Origin of the sequence: Streptomyces sp. NPDC093221 (genome assembly GCF_044753885.1) — a bacterium.
Classification (GTDB): Bacteria; Actinomycetota; Actinomycetes; order Streptomycetales; family Streptomycetaceae; genus Actinacidiphila.
In genome coordinates this window covers 16,723-31,684 of the sequence record NZ_JBIVOA010000002.1, presented here as the reverse complement: position 1 = coordinate 31,684, position 14,962 = coordinate 16,723, and the positions used below count along the sequence as shown (strand labels likewise).

The 14,962-nt window shown below is 75.7% G+C and carries 11 protein-coding genes and 1 pseudogene; 10 read left to right on the top strand and 2 right to left on the bottom strand.

The window, feature by feature from the left end; genetic code table 11:
* The first annotated feature begins 103 nt into the window (after positions 1–103).
* The 10 genes and pseudogenes from ACIQCJ_RS06305 to ACIQCJ_RS06260 all read left to right on the top strand — a co-directional run bounded on the left by ACIQCJ_RS06305 (position 104) and on the right by ACIQCJ_RS06260 (position 12,882).
* Positions 104–397, top strand: a complete 294-nt coding sequence (locus ACIQCJ_RS06305) for a DUF503 domain-containing protein (RefSeq protein ID WP_355349778.1) — start codon at positions 104–106, stop codon at positions 395–397.
* A gap of 34 nt (positions 398–431) precedes the next feature.
* Positions 432–941: a 30S ribosome-binding factor RbfA gene (rbfA, locus tag ACIQCJ_RS06300; RefSeq protein ID WP_391050311.1), complete on the top strand. Its 510-nt coding sequence runs from the start codon at positions 432–434 to the stop codon at positions 939–941.
* The gene (gene truB, locus ACIQCJ_RS06295) at positions 938–1,876 is read left to right on the top strand and encodes a tRNA pseudouridine(55) synthase TruB (RefSeq protein WP_355349784.1); all 939 of its coding nucleotides are present in this window, start codon (positions 938–940) and stop codon (positions 1,874–1,876) included. The genes rbfA and truB overlap by 4 nt, the downstream gene beginning before the upstream one ends.
* A 291-nt stretch (positions 1,877–2,167) precedes the next feature.
* Entirely contained in the window at positions 2,168–6,361 is a 4,194-nt protein-coding gene (locus tag ACIQCJ_RS06290; RefSeq protein WP_402710873.1) for a serine protease, read from the top strand.
* Positions 6,362–6,679: 318 nt separating this feature from the next.
* Positions 6,680–7,030: pseudogene (locus tag ACIQCJ_RS06285) on the top strand (PEP/pyruvate-binding domain-containing protein); the annotation flags it as partial.
* 219 nt (positions 7,031–7,249) lie between these two features.
* Entirely contained in the window at positions 7,250–9,241 is a 1,992-nt protein-coding gene (locus ACIQCJ_RS06280) for a PEP/pyruvate-binding domain-containing protein (protein ID WP_402711265.1), read from the top strand.
* On the top strand, positions 9,238–10,194 hold the full coding sequence (locus tag ACIQCJ_RS06275; RefSeq protein WP_402710872.1) for a hypothetical protein: 957 nt from the start codon (positions 9,238–9,240) through the stop codon (positions 10,192–10,194). Before ACIQCJ_RS06280 ends, ACIQCJ_RS06275 begins: the two co-directional genes overlap by 4 nt.
* A gap of 154 nt (positions 10,195–10,348) precedes the next feature.
* Positions 10,349–11,179, top strand: coding sequence for a dual specificity protein phosphatase family protein (locus tag ACIQCJ_RS06270; RefSeq protein WP_402710871.1), 831 nt, complete (start codon positions 10,349–10,351; stop codon positions 11,177–11,179).
* Positions 11,180–11,473: 294 nt separating this feature from the next.
* Positions 11,474–12,499 carry a bifunctional riboflavin kinase/FAD synthetase gene (locus ACIQCJ_RS06265; protein WP_401852049.1) on the top strand — a complete coding sequence of 342 codons (1,026 nt, stop codon included), beginning with the start codon at positions 11,474–11,476 and terminating at the stop codon, positions 12,497–12,499.
* A 50-nt stretch (positions 12,500–12,549) separates the two neighbouring features.
* Positions 12,550–12,882: a DUF664 domain-containing protein gene (locus ACIQCJ_RS06260; RefSeq protein ID WP_391161410.1), complete on the top strand. Its 333-nt coding sequence runs from the start codon at positions 12,550–12,552 to the stop codon at positions 12,880–12,882.
* 36 nt (positions 12,883–12,918) lie between these two features.
* On the opposite strand, the gene ACIQCJ_RS06255 is transcribed toward ACIQCJ_RS06260, so the two are convergent.
* On the bottom strand, positions 12,919–13,539 hold the full coding sequence (locus ACIQCJ_RS06255) for a response regulator (protein WP_391161731.1): 621 nt from the start codon (positions 13,537–13,539) through the stop codon (positions 12,919–12,921).
* Positions 13,540–13,673: 134 nt separating this feature from the next.
* On the bottom strand, positions 13,674–14,924 hold the full coding sequence (locus tag ACIQCJ_RS06250) for a sensor histidine kinase (RefSeq protein ID WP_402710870.1): 1,251 nt from the start codon (positions 14,922–14,924) through the stop codon (positions 13,674–13,676).
* Positions 14,925–14,962 lie beyond the last annotated feature (38 nt).

Below are 14,962 nucleotides of genomic sequence, written 5' to 3'. Positions count from 1 at the left end.
CCGTGCGGTACGCCGTACGGCCGGGCGACGGTCCGGGGCCGGGGCCGGTCGGCGGGAGAAATCCCGTCGATCGGCCCCGGCCGTCGGCTGTAACGTCGTACCCATGTACGCAGGCACGCTGTGCTTCGACCTGCTCCTGGGTGACGTACGGTCCCTGAAGGAGAAGCGGTCCCTCGTCCGTCCGATCGTCGCCGAGCTGCACCGCAAATTCGCGGTGAGCGTGGCGGAGACCGGCGACCAGGACCTCTATCGCAGGGCCGAAATAGGAATCGCGGTGGTGTCGGGAGACCTCGGACACCTCAAGGACGTACTCGACCGGTGCGAACGCTGGATGATCGCCCGTCCCGAAGTGGAACTGCTGTCGGCACGGCAGCGTATCCACGGCGACGACGAGTGAGCAGAACGCCCAAGGACACAGAGAGAAGAAGACGATGACCGACACCGCGCGGGCGCGAAAGCTGGCCGACCGCATCCGGGTCGTGGTCGCGGAGACCCTGCAACGGCGGATCAAGGATCCGCGGCTGGGGTACGTGACGATCACCGACACCCGGGTCACCGGCGACCTGCGGGAGGCGACCGTCTTCTACACGGTCTACGGAGACGACGAGGAGCGGGCGGCCTCCGCCGCGGCCCTGGAGAGCGCCAAGGGTGTGCTGCGCTCCGAGGTCGGACGGCAGACCGGGGTGCGGTTCACCCCGAGCCTGGCCTTCGTCGCCGACGCCCTGCCCGACAACGCCAAGACCATCGACGACCTGCTCGCCAAGGCCCGCGCGGCCGACGAGGAGGTCCGCAAGTCCGCCACCGACGCGCAGTACGCGGGCGAGGCGGACCCGTACCGCAAGCCGTCCGACGACGAACTGGACGACGACGACCTCGACGTCCCGGCCGCCGCCGACCCGGACACCCGGCCCGACTCCGAGGGCGGTCCGGCAAGCGCATGACACATACCGGCTCTGAGCGACCGGAGGCGAGCCGGGCGCGGAAGGGGGCCCCGTCCGGGCTTGTCGTCGTCGACAAGCCCGGCGGGCTCACCTCGCACGGGGTGGTGTCGCGGATGCGGCGGCTGGCCGGGACCCGGCGGGTCGGGCACGCGGGCACGCTGGACCCGATGGCGACCGGGGTGCTGATCCTCGGCGTCGAGAAGGCCACCCGGCTGCTCGGCCACCTCGCGCTCACCGAGAAGGAGTACGTCGCCACGATCCGGCTCGGCCGGACGACGGTGACGGACGACGCCGAGGGCGAGATCACCGCCGTCGCCGACGCCACCGGGGTCACCAGGGAGAGCGTGGACGCCGGGATCGCCGCGCTGACCGGCCCGATCCAGCAGGTCCCCTCCAAGGTCAGCGCGATCAAGGTGAACGGCGTGCGGTCGTACACCCGGGTCAGGGAGGGCGAGGAGTTCGAGCTGGCCGCCCGGCCGGTGACGGTCCACTCCTTCACCGTCCAGGACATGCGGCGGGTCGACGAGCCCGAGGACGCCGTCGGCGCCGTCGACCTCGACGTGACCGTCGTCTGCTCCTCCGGCACCTACATCCGGGCCCTCGCCCGCGACCTGGGCGCCGGGCTCGGCGTCGGCGGCCATCTGACCGCGCTGCGCCGCACCCGCGTCGGCCCGTACGGGCTGGACACCGCGCGCACGCTGGAGCAGTTGGAGGAGTCCTGCACGGTCATGCCGATCGAGCAGGCGGCCGACGCGGCCTTCCCGCGCTGGGACGTGGACGCCGACCAGGCCCGGCTGCTGGCCAACGGCGTCCGCATCAAGGCCCCGGCGCTGCCCGACGGGCCGACCGCCGTCTTCGGCCCCGACGGCCGCTTCCTGGCCCTGGTGGAGGAGAAGGACGGCCAGGTGAAGATCGTGGCGGTCTTCCCGGAATAGCCGTCCGTCCCCCCTGCGCCCGTGCCCGGCCCGGTGTGACCGGGCCGGGCTCTGGACACCGTGGAGCGCGGCCGTCTGTCCCCTGAGCGGCCCCGCTCCACGATCCCCCTCGGTCCCCCCTCACGTCTCCCTATCCATCCGGAACCCGGAAATCACCCCAATGGGCGGGCGCTCGGAGTGAAGCGAGGGAGCACAGGGGGGCGCTTTTCCTCCGCGATCTAGGCGGGAGATCATCGGGCACCTACCGTCGAAGCGGGACGAAACGGGGCGCGGCGGTGGGGGAGGTGCCCGATGGCGGTACGCGGGGCCGACGTGGACGACGCGTTGGTGCGGGTCTGTGACCTGGCGGGACGGCCACGCGGGACAGGTTTCCTCGCGGACGCCGACGGCACGATGGTGACCAGTCACGAGGCGGTCGACGGGCTCGCCCGGCTGGTGCTGCACGCGCCGGGGGACCAGGTGTGCCTGGTCGAGGCGGAAGCGATCACCGTACTGCCCGAAGCCGGGCTCGCGCTGGTCGCCACCGAGGGGCTGAATCTGCCGCCGCTGCCGATCGCGCCCCGCGGCCCGGCCCACCCCGAGCGACGGGTACGGCTGAAGGTCCCGCAGTGGACCGACGGCGTCGTCCTCGGCACCGCGTCCGTCACGTACACCGCCACCGACCGCTTCCACCTGCTGGAGGAGGTCTACGAACTGGGCCTCGGCGCCACCGACATGAGCCGGGTCGCGCCCCAGTCCTCCGGCGCGCCGCTGATCGACGCGGCGACCGGCGCGGTACTCGCGGTCGCGGTCACCGCGCTGCACGCGGGACACCGGGCGGCCGGTTTCGCCGTACCGCTGCGGGCCGGGCCCGGCACGCCGGAACCGCTGGCCGCGCTGCTGGCCAGGAACGCGGCGACGGTGCCCGCCTACGGTCCGCACCTCAACCTCGCGGGCGCGCTCCAGCTCACGGGTACGTCGGTCGGCTCCGCGGCCGGGCCCGGCCAGTGGCGGGAGCCGGTCGCCAGGCCCGAAGTCCCCGACGCGCTACGGGACTTCCTCGCGCCGCGGGGCGAGACCGCGCCGCTGGTGCTCGGCCTGGTCGGCGACCCCGGCAGCGGGCGCAGCACCGAACTGGCCGCGCTGGCGGCCCGCCGGGCGCGCGGCGCGGAACCCGCGCCGACCGTCTGGCTGCGCGGCGCCGAACTGCGGCCGGGCGACGGCGGGATCAAGGACGCCGTCGAACGCTCGCTGCGGACCGCCGCCCGGATCGTGTGCGCCGCCGCCGGGCGCGGCGGCGCTGTGGGCGGCGACCCGCCGTTCGCCTCGCCCGACGCCGTCGCGGCGCTCGCGCGGGCCGCGGGACGGCCGCTGCTCGTCCTGCTCGACGCGCCCGAGGAGATGCCCCCGGTCCTCGCGCACGCGCTCGCCGACTGGACGGCGGGCACGGCGAGTTGGCTGCGCGCGGGCGGGGTGCGGCTGATCGTCGGCTGCCGCCCGGAGTTCTGGGAACAGGCCGGGTCGCTGCTGCCCGCGGGAATGGCGTACGCGCCGCCGCCCGCCCCGTACGTCGCCGTCCGCGCGCTGCCGCCCTGCCTGCGGCTCGGCGACCTGACCGACGTCCAGGCGGTCCGCGCGCGGACCCGCCACGGCCTGGCGCCGGACGCCCTGCGGCCCGCCGACGCCGCGCACCCGCTGGCGCTGCGCCTGCTCTCCGAGATCCAGGCGTCGCTGCCCGGCGGCACCGCCACGGACGGCGCCGCGCCGACCCGCGCCGAGATCTTCGCCGCCCACCTGGACCTGGTGTGCCTGCGGATCGCGGTCCGGCTGGCCGCGAGCGCCGAGCGGCCGGTACGCGGCAACGGCGTACGGCGGCTGGCCACGCGGGTGGCCGGGCAGGTGCACGAGGCGGCGCGGCGCTGTCTGGGGCCGGGGCAGGGGGAGTTGGACCGCGAGTCCTTCGAAGACCTCTTCCCGTGGCGTACGGGGTGGGCGTCCGCCGTCCTCACCGAGGGGCTGCTGGTGCCCGCGGGCGCCGGATACCGCTTCGCGCACGAGGAGGTCGCCGACTGGCTCCAGGGCCTCCACCTCGACCTGGACGCGGCCCTGCACGCCCTGGTCCACCGCTGGTTCGCGGCACCGGCGGGCGGCACGGAGGCGCCGGTACGGCTGCCGCAGCGGCCCGCCGCCGTCCACGCGGGCGAGCCGCCCGTCCCGCCCGCCCCGGCCGTCGCCCCGCCCTCGGGGCCGCGCTCCCTCCCCGTCCCGCGCCACCGCCTCGGCCCGGTCCTCCAGGCCATGCTCGCCACCGACCCCGACACCCTGACCCGCCATCTGCGCCACCTCATCCACCGCCTCGACCACCAGGCCATCGCCCCCACCCGCCATGTCAGCGCCCCGGACCCGGACCCGGCCGCGCCGCCGCGCCGCCCGGCCCCCGTGCGCCGCCCCGCGTGGGACGCCTGCACGGACGCCTACCTCGACACCGAGACGGTCCCGAACCCCCGCTCCCGCCGGCGCCCCCGCCCGACGCCCGCGGGTCCGTGCCAGGGAGGCGGGGGCGGCGGAGGCGAGGGGGTGCCGGACGGGGGTACGGGCGGGGGCGTTGGCGGCGGGCCGGTGGGGTTGCTCGCCGGGAGCGCGGGAGCGCCAGGCGGGGGAGCGGGCGTGGTGCCCGCTGGCGGTGCGGGAGGCGGTGCGGGGGTGCCCAGAGGCGGTCCTGCGGGGTGGTCGGTGGCGTGCGGCGGGTGGCCGAGTGGTGGCGGCGGTGGCGGTACGGGCGGGGCCGGGGCTGGTGTCGGCGGGCAGCGGGCCTCCGGCGGCGGTCCTGCGACGGTCGGTTCGGGGCAGCGGCTGGACGGCGGAGACAGCGCGCCGGGTCGGGGGCCGGACGAGGGCGGGGGCGCGGCCACCGGGGGTGCGCCGTGGGGCCACTCCTCGTGCGAAGGCGGAGGACCGTCGTACGCGAGCGGGCCGCGGGCCCGGCGCGGGGACGGGGTGTCGGCGCGGCGGGGGGATGCCGTGTGGTGGGCGGCGCATCTGGTGGGGGAGGTGGTGACGCGGCTCGGGGACGCGCGGAACTACCGGGGTGTGCTGCGGCTGTTGGCCGAACGGGTCGCGGTGCGGTCGGTGGAGCGCGGAGGGTTCACGCCCGAAGGGCTCGGCGGGCTGGGCGAGTTCGGCCCGGCGTTCTGGCGGCGGGTGCCGTTGCCGCTGGGGGAACGGCTCGAACTGCTGCGGCTGCTGCTGCCCGCCGACCGGCCGCCCGTACCCGGTGAACCGGCCGACCCCGAGACCCGCTTCCTGCCCGCCGTCGCGGAGCTGCTGCGGGAGGCGCCGGCCGAGGCCCTGGCGGCGGTGTGCGGGTGGTTCGACGACGACCGGCCGCTCCAGACGGCGCCGGGCGCGGACGGCCCCCGGCTGACCGTCGCGTCCGCCGCGCAGGCGCTGCTGCACACCCACCGGCGGCTCGCCGTGGACGAGTTGACCGAGGCGCTGGTGGCCGCAGGGCACCCCGGCGCCGACGAAGTGCTCGCCGCGCTCGCCGAGGACGAGCCGTCCGCCGTGTGCAGGGCCGTCGACCGGTGGGCGCACGACCCGCGCCCCGACCGCCATGTCGCGGCAGCCTCGTACGGCCGCCGCGCCGCCGCGTTCGTACGCTCGGAGGCCGACCGGGAACTGCTGCGGTACGCGGCCCTCGCGATCCTGGCCCGCCCCGGCGACTGCACTCTGCACGGCGCCGCGCTCGGCCTGCTGGTACGGGATTCGGTGACGCGTTCCCGCCATCTCGACGCGGCGCTGCGGCACTTCGCGGCGGGCGATCCCCACCTGCCCGCGGGCGCACTGGCGGCAGCCCTCGGCACGCACCCCGAACCCGTACTCGCCGCCTTCCAGACCCGGCTGCGCGCCCCCTACCCCGACGGGGGAGCCGCCGAGGTGCTGGACGAACTGGCCGGGGTCACCTCGCCCGCCCTCGCCCGGCGCGCCGCCGCTTTGGCCCAGGACCATCTGCTGCACCACCCGGACGGCGCGGCCGACGTCGCCCGCTTCCTGGACCGGCGGCTGGAACAGGGCCCCGGCGTCCGGGCCGTCCTGCTGCCGCTGGCCGCCGCGCTCATGACCGACCACCCGCCGGACGTCCGCCGCGCACTGCTCCCGGTTTTCGCCGCCCCCGGCACCCACCTGTCCCGGCCGCTGCGCCAGGAACTCCTCGACATGGTGCTTGCGGCGGAACGCGACCCCGGCGTCCTGGACGCCCTGCTCGCCGCCGCGGCGGACGGCTGCCACCGCAGGCCGACCGTCCTCACCCGCGACCTGGTCCACCGGGTCGGCCTGCTTCTCGGCCGTACGCCGGAGGGCGCCGCGCAGTTCGACCGCCGGGTCGTCGAACTGGCCGCTTCCTGGCCCGACTTCGGCCGCCTGGTGCGCGAATGGCTCAAGACGGGCGGCACATGGGACGCGGTGATCGGCCCGAGCGCGAGACGCCGCCTGGAGGCGGCGGCCTGACGGGACCGGCCGGGGATCTCCGTGGCGGCCGCCTCGGATCGCCCGCCCATGACTTCCTGTCACCCTCTGGCGTTGGTGGGGGACAGCCTGCGCAGCCCGTCAGCTCGTCAACTGCCCGGTGACCGGCCGCTGTCAGGGCGGCCGGAAACCGCCGTTTCGAGGGTAGGCGGTCACCTATGAGGCGTTCCTCACGTCACGTTGGTGGATGGGGAAGGTCTCCTGGGTGAAGGGACGTTGTAGTCGAGGAGGCGCGTCCGCCGCGGGCCACGAGCCCGGCGGTGCACGCCTACCCGGGCGGCAGCCGCGGAAGGAGCGCAGATGCGCGTCGACGCTGAAGAGCTGGCAGTGGTGCCCTTGGAATCACCGTTGGCCCACGAGGCCGCGCTGGCCGGGGCCAAGGCGGCGAATCTGGCCCGGGCGGCGGCGCGGGGGCTGCCGGTGCTCCCCGGCTTCGCCCTCGTCCCGGCCGCCCGCGCGCCCGGTGCCCCGGCCGGGACGGCGGCTCTGCGCCGCGCCTGGCAGGAGCTGGGCGGACCGGACGGCGCCGCGCTGGTGGTCCGTTCCTCCTCCGCGCACGAGGACACCGCCGAGTCGTCCATGGCGGGCCGCTTCGAGTCCGTCCTCGACGTACGCGGCTGGGACGCCTTCACCGACGCGGTGCGGGCGGTGCTGGACTCCGCCGCGCGCGTGCCGTCGCCGCCCTGGCCGTCCGCGGAGGACATCTCCGGAACTGGACCCGGAGCCGGAACTGGACCCGGACCCGGACCCGGAGCCGGAACTGGAACTGGAACTGGAGCCGGATTAGGAAGCGCGCCAGGACAGGGGCCCGGTCCTGGGCCAGGACCGGACGCCGACGACGCGGCCGACCCCGCGGTCCTCCCCGGAGACATGGCCGTCCTGGTCCAGCCCATGCTGCGGGCCGCCGCGGGCGGCGTCATGTTCGGCGCGGACCCCGTCGAGGGCCGCTACGACCGCGTCCTGATCAGCGCGGTCCCCGGCGGCCCCGACCGCCTCGTGGACGGCAGCACGCAGGGCGTCCGCTACCAACTGACCCGCCGCGGACGGCTGTTGCGCACCGAACCCGCGCCCTCGGGGCACGGCCGGGTGACCCGGCTGCTCGCACGGCCGCTGCCCGGCCGTCGGGAGCGGCGGCCGGAGCCGGGGACCCTCACCGCGCGGGAGCGGCAGCCGCTCACCCGGCGGCAGTTGGTCCGGCTCGTGCGGCTGGCCCGGCGCGCCGAGCGCGTGTACGGCGGGCCGCAGGACATCGAGTTCGGCTTCGCGGACGACGGGCGGCTGTGGCTGTTCCAGGCGCGGCCGATCACCGCGATGGCGGCCCGACCGCTGCGCGGGGCACGGCTGTTGGGGCCGGGACCGGTGAGCGAGACGCTGCCCGGTGTGCTCCAGCCGCTGGAGGAGGACCTGTGGCTGGCGCCGATGGCGCACGGGCTGACGCTGGCCCTGGACATCGCGGGCGCCGCGTCCCGGCGGCGGCTGCGCAAGCTGCCGGTGGCCCGTACCGTCGAGGGTCGCGCCGCCGCTGACCTGCGGCTGCTCGGCGTGACACCGCCCGCGCACCCGGTGCTGCACTTCATCAACCCGGCCCCCGGCGCCCGCCGCGCCGCCGCGGCCTGGCGGGTCGGACGGCTGCGCGGCGCGCTGCCGCTGCTCGCGCAGGACCTGATGGCCGACGTCGACCGGCAGCTGCACGACTTCAGGGCGCCCCGGAAGATGCTCAGCGGCGAGCTGCTGAACGCCGTCTCCTGGGGACGCAACGCCCTGTCCGCCCTGCACGCCCAGGAGTCCCTGGCGGGCGCGCTGCTGGACACCGGCACCGGTACGGGCGGCGGAGCGAGCGCCGGTACGGGAGGCGCCGCGAGCGCCGGCGCGGGCGGAGGGACGACGGCGGCGGGCGAGGCGCTGGCCGTACTGGCCGAGGGCCGCGGCCGGGGCGCCACCGACGCGGAGCTGATCGCCCACCACCCCGTCCTGCTCACCCTGCTGCCGCCCACCCTCGGCGAGCGCGGCCCGCTGCCCGAGCACGTCGGCTGGAACGGAGTCCCGCGCGGTGTCGGCTTCCTGAGCGTCCGTGAGGGGCTGCGGCTGCGCATCCGCTGGGTGCAGGAGATGCAGGCCGCGATGGTCCGCGAGATCGGCACCCGGATGGACGCGTACTGTCTGGTCGGCGAGCGGCGCAAGATCGCGCTGCTGCGCTGGGACGAACTGCTGGGCGTCGGCGCGGGCCGCGGCCGTCCGGCCGACCTGGCCGAGCGCACCCCGCGCCCCGAGACCCCGCCGCTGCCCGCCGCCTTCCGGCTCGCCGACGGCGCACCGCAGGCGGTGAGCCTGGCCCGCGGCCGTACTGGTCGGGGACAAGGCGAGGGCCAGGGCGCGGGCGGCGGCCAGGGCGCGGGGACCGCCTGGGACGGCGCGGGCGTACGGCCGCCGGACGCCGTGCTCGTCGTCCGCTCGCTCGACCCGGCGCTCGCGCCGCTGCTGCCGGGCCTGTCGGGCCTGGTCGCCGAGACCGGCAGCGTCCTGTCGCACCTGGCGGTGCTGGCCCGCGAGTACCACGTGCCGACCGTCGTGGGCGTCACCGACGCCGTCGGCCGGTTCGCCCCCGGCTCCGGGCTCGCCGTGGACGGCGGTACGGGGGCGGTGGAGCCGACGGGCGGCGGTACGGGGACGGTGGAGCCGACGGGCGGCGGTACGGGGACGGTGGAGCCGACGGGCGGCGGTACGGGGACGGTGGAGCCCACGGGCGGCGCGTCCGACGCACCGGGCGCGGAGCCGGGCGGGTCCGACGACGCCCCCGCCCCCAGGGACGGGCGCGCCGCGCTCGAAGCGCGGGACGAACCGCGCAAGGGGGCCGTCGCGTGAAGTACGTCAGCTACCTCTTCGGCGGCCTGTCCACCCTCGCCGCGGGCATCTACCTGGTGATCTACCTCTACCGCTGGGAGTGGCAGCGCGCCGTCATCTGCGGGGTGCTGCTCCTCGCCGTCGAGGGCTTCCTCGTCTGCGTGATCCTGCTCGGCCGGATGGGCCGTCTGGAACGGCGGCTGAGCGACGCGGACGCCCGGATGGAGGAAGTACGGCAGCGCCTCGAACACGCCAGGGAGACCTCCGCGCACCCCTTCCGCTGGCTCGGCAACGGCAACGGCAACGGCGGTGCGAGCGGCGGCGGTTACGGGGACAGGCGCGACGGCGTGGACGGCGGCAACCGTACGTTCGTCTTCGTACCGATCCTCATGGTCACCGGCGCCGCGCTGTCCGGTGTCGCCTGGGTGATCCAGCGGATCGCGGCGGTCACCGCGCGGCCGGGCGCGGAACGGCGGCTCGCGGGCCGCCTCGCGCCGCTCGCCGCCCCCTCGGGCGGCGTGCACGGCGTCATCACCCAACTGGAGGACAACCCGGCGGTGCCGCCCGCGCGCCGACTGCGCCCGCTGCTGACCGGATTCGGCGCGGCCGCCGGGGTCGTGCTGCTGGTCTACCTCGTCTATGTGCTGTCGGAGGCCACCGAGACCCGCGAGGAGTCCAGGCCCGACGCGGCGGCCAGCACCGTGGTGTTCCGGATCGACGTGCACGGCACCGACGACGCCAGGGCGCGTGAACTGGCCGCCCGCGACCTGTGGGAGAGCTGCCGCCGCTCCACCTCCTCGCTCAACCCCGACGCCAGCCTCGGGCGGCTCGCCGACGGCGTCTTCGCGGGCGTCATCCGGCCCGCGCTCAGTCCGCACGACATGATGCGGCTGCGCGGCTGCCTCTCGGACGCGAGCGTGAACCGGGCCCACGCCAAGGTCCTGGGCACGGGACAGGCGGGAGTCCCGCACTGACCCGCCCTCTGCGCGCCCCCGGCGCGGGGCCCGCGTGCCGGAATCGGGCACTGGCCCCGGAAGCAGCGGCTAGCCTGACGGGACGGCCGCTGCCCTCGGGGAGGGACGGCGGCACCTGTCCCCAGGTTTCCGCTCCCCAGGTGGTGAACCCCGCTTGTCCGAATCGGCCGCTCTCCCGATCCCGGTCCCTGCCCCGACGTCGTTACGGCGGCCCGTACGCGATCCCGTACGTGATCCCGCCCGCGGCCCGGCGCGCGGTCCCGGAACCGACCACGAACCCGATCCCGCGGGCGACTTCGGGCCCGGCTCCCTACCGCCCGCCGCCCCCGGCGCCCGGATCTGGGCGCGGCGGGTGACGAAAGTGCTGCTCGGCTGTCTGCTCGGCTACGGCGTGCTGTGGGCCGCCTCCGCGGGCGGCATGCTCGCGGTCTCCGCGTGGGCGCGGCACGGCGCCTCGGCCGGTTCCGGCGAGCGGACGGCGGGCATCAACCACTTCCTGGCTGTCGACCCGCACGTGTGGCGCGGGTCCGCGCCGACCGCCGCGGGCTACCGGGCATTGGCCGACCGGGGCATCCGTACCGTCGTCGACCTCAGGGCGGAGGATCTGGCGCCCGCGGAACTGGCCCTGCCTTCCGCCGCGGGCCTGCACGCCGTCCGGCTGCCGATCCGCGACGGCCAGACCCCCACGGAGCGGCAGGTCGACACGTTCCTGCGGATCGTCAGGACCTCGCCGGGACCGGTCTTCGTGCACTGCGGCGCGGGCGTCGGCCGTACGGGCTCGATGGCCGCCGCGTATCTGGTCCGCACCGGACAGGCCGACAGCCGCCAGGCCGCGCTGCGTACCCTCGCGGTTGGCCCGCCCTCCATCGAACAGGTCTATTACGTGCTCAACGTGTCGCGCGACGACACCGACCAGCCGCCGCTGCTCGTCCAGGGCGTGAGCCGGTTCCTGGACGCGCCGCGCCGCATCATGGCCTCGCTGTAGACCGCGCCGGCCGCGGACCGGGCCAGGCGTGCGCCGCGCTCGCCGCGGACCGGGCCCGCGCCCGCTCCGCCGGAGCCGTCGCGGAACCGATAAAGTCACGCCCGTGTCGGAGGTCGGCGAGCGGGCGGGATGTCGCGGTCCACATCACATTCGAACGGGCGCCGCAGGTGGGAAGGGCCGACGCCGTACGCGCGGACCGTGCCGATGGGCACGGCATCGCGGCGGCATGGCAGGCTTGGACCCGCAGGACAAGACAACACGGTCAGTGATTCGGCGAAGAAGCGGAGCGTCAAGGTGCAGCGCTGGCGGGGCTTGGACGACGTTCCCGGTGACTGGGGACGCAGCGTCGTCACCATCGGCTCGTACGACGGCGTCCACCGCGGTCACCAGCTCATCATGGGCCGCGCCGTGGAGCGCGCCCGTGAACTGGGGCTGCCCTCGGTCGTCGTGACCTTCGACCCGCACCCCAGCGAAGTCGTACGGCCCGGCAGCCACCCGCCGCTGCTGTCCGCCCACCACCGGCGCGCCGAACTGGTCGCGGACCTCGGCGTGGACGCGCTGCTGATCATCCCCTTCACCAGCGAGTTCTCGAAGCTGACGCCGAGCGAATTCGTCAAGACCGTGCTGGTCGAGGGGCTGCACGCCAAGCACGTGGTCGAGGGCCCCAACTTCCGCTTCGGGCACAAGGCGGCGGGCGACGTCGAATTCCTCTCCGCGCTCGGGCTGAAGTACGACTACGAACTGGAGGTCGTCGACCTCTTCGTGCGCGGTGAAGCGGGCGGCGGCGAGCCGTTCTCCTCCACCCTGACCCGGCGGCTGGTCGGCGAGGGCGACGTCGAGGGCGCCGCCGAGATCCTGGGCCGCCCGCACCGCGTCGAGGGCGTCGTCGTCCGGGGCGCGCAGCGCGGACGCGAACTGGGCTACCCCACCGCCAACGTCGAGACCCTGCCGCACACCGCCATCCCCGCCGACGGGGTCTACGCGGGCTGGCTGCACGTCGACGGCGAGGCCATGCCCGCCGCGATCTCGGTCGGCACCAACCCGACCTTCGACGGCACCGCGCGCACGGTCGAGGCGTACGCGATCGACCGCGTCGGCCTCGACCTGTACGGGCTGCATGTGGCGGTGGACTTCCTCGCCTATCTGCGCGGGATGGAGAAGTTCGACACCATCGACGCGCTGCTGGAGCGGATGGCCGACGACGTGAAGCGGGCCAGGGACCTGGTGGACGCCGCCGACTCGGCCGCCGCCACGCCCCCGCCCACGTCCGCGCCCGAGCCCACGTCCGCGCCGACCGAGCCGTCGCCCGCCGCCGAATAGTCTCGGGCCAGGCCGTTCCACAGCCGCTCTGTCAGTGGTCGCTGCCAGACTTGGCGCATGTCCGAGCAGTACGTACCGTTCTTCGCGGGCTGAGCCTGCACGGCCTCGTACGGCACCTCGCGGGCATCGAGCGGTGGTGGATACGCCAGCACTTCGCGGGCGAGGACCTGCCGATGCTCAACTACTCGGACGAGGACCCCGACCAGGGCTTCGACCGGCTCGACGGGGACGTGGAGGCGGCCTTCGCGGCCTGGCGGGTCGAGCGCAACCGGGCCAGGACCATCGTCGCCGAGGCGCCCTCGCATACGCCCGGCACAACGGGCACGCCGACCTGCTCAGGGAGCGGATCGACGGCGCGACGGGCCTGTGAGACAGCCACCTGACAGCGTTCGGGCGGGAGCGCGGGGGAGCGCCGGGCCTCAGGTGGGGCGGATCAGCCGGGTCTCGTAGGCGAAGACGACGGCCTGCACACGGTCGCGCAGCTCCAACTTGACCAGAATCCGGCTCAGATGGGTCTTCACCGTCGCCTCCGCCAGGTGCAGCGTGCCCGCGATCTCCGTGTTGGACAGGCCGCGGCCGACCTCCACCAGCACCTCGCGCTCGCGGGCGGTCAGCCGGTTCAGCCGCCCGTCGCCCTCGGAGCCGCCGGACGCCGAGGGGAGCTGGTGCGCGAAGTTCTCCAGCAGGCGGCGCGTGATGCGCGGTGCCACCACCGCGTCGCCCGCGGCCACCGAGCGGATGGCGCCCAGCAGTTCCTCGGGCAGCGCGTTCTTCAGCAGGAAGCCGGACGCGCCCGCCTTCAGCCCGGCGAAGGCGTATTCGTCCAGGTCGAAGGTGGTCAGGATCAGCACCTTGGAATCCGGGCAGCGCCGTACGATCCGCGTGGTGGCCTCGATGCCGTCCGTGCCGGGCATCCGGACGTCCATCAGCACCACGTCGGGCCGCAGCGACTCCGTGAGCCGTACCGCTTCCGCGCCGTCGCCCGCCTCGCCGACCGGCCGCATGTCGGACTGCGCGTCCAGCACCATCGTGAACGCCATCCGCAGCAACGGCTCATCGTCCACCAGCAGCACCCTGATCACCCGCCCGCCCCCGTCCTCGTCGGCCCCGCTGTCGTCGGCTCCGCGCCCGTCGTTCCCGCTCCCGCCGGGCGCGGGCTCCGCCGCCCCGCCGGTCATATCGGCTCCGGGGCGCCGAGGACGAGCACCGCCGCGACCCGCCAGCCGCCACCGGGCAGCGGCCCCGCGACCAGCGAACCGCCGTACGCCGCCGCCCGCTCCCGCATGCCGGGTATGCCGTGCCCCGCCGAGGCCGCCGCACCCTCGGCGATCGCGCCGGCGTGCGCGGTGCCGGCCGCCGCGGGGTGCGTGCCCGGGCCGTCGTCGGTGACGGTCACGGTCAGCGCGTCGGGGGCGCAGCCGATCCGCACCTCCGCGCTGGTCCCGGCGGGCGCGTGCTTGAGCGTGTTCGTCAACGCCTCCTGGACCAGCCGGTAGACGGTGAGCTGCGCCGCCACGGGCACCGGGCCCGGATCGCCCGCCACGGACAGCACCGTCGGCAGCCCCGCGGCCCGTACCTGGTCCACCAGCGATTCGAGCTGCGCGATGCCCGGCATCGGATGCCGCAGCGCGTCCGGCTCGTCCGCCCGCAGCACCCCCAGGAAGCGCCGCATGTCCGTGATCGCCTGCCGCCCGGTCGCCGACACCTGCCGCATCGCGGTCGTCGCCCGCTCGGGGGTGCGCTGCTGCGCGAAGACCGCACCGTCCGCGAGCGCCACCATCACCGACAGATTGTGCGTCACGATGTCGTGCATCTCCCGTGCGATCCTGGCCCGTTCGTCGGCCACCGCCAACTGCGCCCGCTGGTCCCGCTCCCGCTCCAGCCGCACCGCCCGGTCCTCCAGGAAGGCCAGACGGTCCCGGCGGCTGCGCATGTTCACGCCGAAGACCGCCGCCGCGACGGCCATCGCCGACAGCGAGACGAAGGTCCCCGCGCTCCGGTCGTGCATCGCCCAGCTCACCGTGGCCAGGACGACCCCGACCTCCAGCACGCCGAAGGCCATCATCAGCCGCCGCCGGTCGCAGTACGCGGCCACCGTGTAGAGCGCCACCAGCAGCGCCACGTCGGCCGGGACCTGGAAGTCCAGCAGCCACTGCACGAAGGCCGTCGCCGCGATGCAGGCGAAGACGGCGAGCGGCGCCCGCCGCCGCCACACCAACGGCGCCGTGAGCCCCGCCCCCAGGGCCAGGAACGGCACCGGATCGTCCCGCAGCGGCGCCCGCGCCAGCATGCTGAGACCCACGTAGAGGGTGGCGGCGAACAGCCCGTCCACCACCATCGGGGGCAGCCGCCGTCCCACCCGCCGCCGGGCCCGCCCGGCCAGCGCCCGCCACGCGGGGGCCGGTCCGGTAGCAGCCGATCGCATGGGCGACGTGCCGGTGCCCATGGGACCAGTGCTCAAGG